This is a genomic window from uncultured Planktosalinus sp., assembly GCF_963973675.1.
GTDB lineage: Bacteria > Bacteroidota > Bacteroidia > Flavobacteriales > Flavobacteriaceae > Planktosalinus.
Genome location: NZ_CAXBAN010000340.1, coordinates 1 through 2,928, shown reverse-complemented (window position 1 = coordinate 2,928; position 2,928 = coordinate 1). Strand labels below are relative to the sequence as shown.

Genomic DNA, 2,928 nt, shown 5'->3' with positions numbered 1-2,928 from the left:
AAATTTCTATTTTTGAAAAAAGAATAAGTAGTTGCATTTCTGGCCAAGTTAATCCCTCCCCGATAAACTAAAATACTTCTGTTTCTCTTGACTTCATATATCGTTACTTCATGAAATCCACTCTGTAAACCTTCCACAAAAAGTAAGTTTCTGTTAACTTGAAAATCAAATCCTCCAATTTGAATAGCATAAGTTACCCTGGAATTTTCAAATTCAACTTGCAGATTTGAACTCCTGTGTTGGCTGTATCCAAAACTGAGTAATAAAACAAAAAATGCCGAAAAAAGTAGTTTTAGTTTCATAATAGAAAAAATTAAAAGTTTAAAATTAGGAATTCAATTGCCGTGCCAAAGTAATTTTAAAAAGTGAACTTTAAGTCAAAAGCTAAGAAATTATTAACAATAAAATCATGATTAAACCTTATTTTTACGTAAAAAAAAATTGAAAAAGAAATTACTCTTTCTTATCCTATTTTTAAGCTTTCAAGCACTTTGTTCGCAAAATCAGAAAAACAAATTTACCCTTAGCGGAACCATCTCAGAGGCTTCATCCGGTGAAACGTTAATTGGTGTAAACGTAATTATACCTGAGCTTCAAACCGGAACTACTACTAATGAATATGGTTTTTATTCATTAACCCTTGAAGAAGGAACCTATGATATTACCTATAGCAGCTTAGGCTTTTCATCTGAAAATAGTACAATCATACTCAATCAAAACATCAGACAGGATGTCTTACTCAATGAGTCTCTAGAGTCACTGGATGAAATTATAATTAAACAAGATATTGAAAAGTTAAATATCAAAAAACCTCAAATGAGTGTAAACTCGCTTACCATAAGTACTATAAAAAAAATGCCTGTGGTATTGGGTGAAACCGATATTATCAAATCTCTGTTACTGCTTCCCGGAGTTACCAGTTCCGGGGAAGGAGCAAGTGGGTTTAATGTAAGAGGTGGTGCGGCTGACCAAAACTTGATACTTCTTGATGAAGCTACACTATATAATTCATCACATTTATTTGGTTTTTTCTCTGTTTTTAACCCTGATGCAATTAAAGATCTTAAACTTTATAAGGGTGGTATTCCTTCAAAGTTTGGCGGACGAATATCATCCGTACTTGATATCTACCAAAAAGACGGTAATTATTCTGAAATCAAAGCCACAGGTGGAGTAGGCTTAATTTCCAGCAGATTACTATTGGAAGGACCAATAATGAAAGACAAAAGCTCTTTTTTAATAGGCGGTAGAAGTAGTTATGCTCATTTATTTTTACCCTTGTTTGACAATGATAATGTTGCATATTTTTATGATTTAAACACCAAAATTAGTTATCGTATTAACGAAAATAACAATTTGTATCTCTCAGGATACTTTGGGCGAGATGTGTTTGAAATTTCTGAAAGTTTTAGCAACAGCTTCGGAAATTCAACAGTAAACCTTAGATGGAATCATTTGTTTTCAGACAAACTATTTTCTAACCTGTCTCTCATTTTTTCAGATTATTATTATGGTTTAACACTTGATTTTGTTGGATTTAATTTTGATAGCGGAATCAAAAATTACAACCTAAAATACGATTTTAAACATTATTTAAACGAAAATTTACAACTCAATTATGGTCTCAATTCAACCTACTATAATTTTATTCCCGGAGAAATAAAACCAAATTCAGAAACTTCTGGTATCAACCCAACAAAACTCACTGATAAATTTGCTTTTGAAAATGCCATATACCTAGATGCAGAATATACTATTTCTAATAAAATTGCTGTTCAAGCAGGACTGCGGCTCTCTACATTCAACAGATTGGGTCAGGATGAATTCTACATTTATGAAAACAATCAACCAAATGTATTCAATAACGGATTGAAAATATATGAAAAGGCACCCCCAATTGACACCCTAACTATTTCAAAAGGAACAACAATACGTTCATTCATTAGACCAGAACCCAGGTTTTCAATCGCGTATCAGCTGTCAAATGAATCTTCTATAAAAGCGAGCTATAACAGAATGACACAATACATACATCTCATTTCAAATACTACCTCTCCCACACCATTTGATGTATATGCCCCTAGCGGAAAATACATTGAACCACAACTCGCAGACCAAATAGCCCTTGGATATTTTAAAAATTTTGATAATTATTCCCTTGAGGTGGAGTCCTATTTTAAAACTGTAAAAAATAGACTAGACTATGTTGACGGGGCAAACCTTATTGCAAACAATGCCATTGAGCAAGTGATCCTTGCCGGTGAAGCAAGAGCTTATGGTCTAGAACTTCTGTTTAGAAAAACAACTGGTAAACTTCAGGGATGGATTGCTTATACGCTTTCAAAAAGTGAACAAAAAACACCCGGGCGAACTCCAGAAGAAATTGGAATTAATAATGGAGATTGGTATTTGTCAGCTTGGGATAAAACACATGATATTTCAATAACTGCCAATTATCAACTCAATGATAAATGGACCTTTGGAGCCAATTTTATTTTTCAAACTGGGCAGCCGGTTACCTTTCCAAATGGACAATACGTATATAACGGAATTGTTGTGCCAACATTTGAGGCAAGAAACAGCAGTAGGCTACAAAGTTTTCATCATTTAGACCTCTCTGCAACATTAACACCTAAAAGAAACAATAGCAGAAACTGGAATTCAGAATGGGTATTTAGTATTTATAACCTTTATAATAGAATGAACGCTGCTTCTGTTTCATTCAGAGAAAATACAGATTTAGGAAGGAATGAAGCTGTCAAACTATCCATTTTTGGAATTATACCAGCTGTAACCTATAATTTTACTTTTTAATGAAAAAATTCACACACATACTTTTGCTAGTCCTTTTAACTCTCTCATCTTGTGAGGAAGAAATAAACTTGGATTTAAATACTGCAGAACCTAAGCTCGTGATTGAAGCTTCAA

General features: G+C 33.1%; 2 protein-coding genes. One reads left to right on the top strand and one right to left on the bottom strand.

Features of this window, described 5'->3' with window-relative positions; translation table 11 throughout:
• On the bottom strand, window positions 1-302 hold a 302-nt coding region (locus AACY61_RS11610), incomplete at its 3' end, for a hypothetical protein (protein ID WP_339611745.1).
• A 163-nt stretch (window positions 303-465) separates the two neighbouring features.
• Here AACY61_RS11610 and AACY61_RS11605 point away from each other — a divergent pair.
• Window positions 466-2,814 (top strand): TonB-dependent receptor, encoded by a 2,349-nt coding sequence (locus AACY61_RS11605; RefSeq protein ID WP_339611747.1) that lies wholly within the window; start codon window positions 466-468, stop codon window positions 2,812-2,814.
• The last annotated feature ends 114 nt before the right edge of the window (window positions 2,815-2,928 follow it).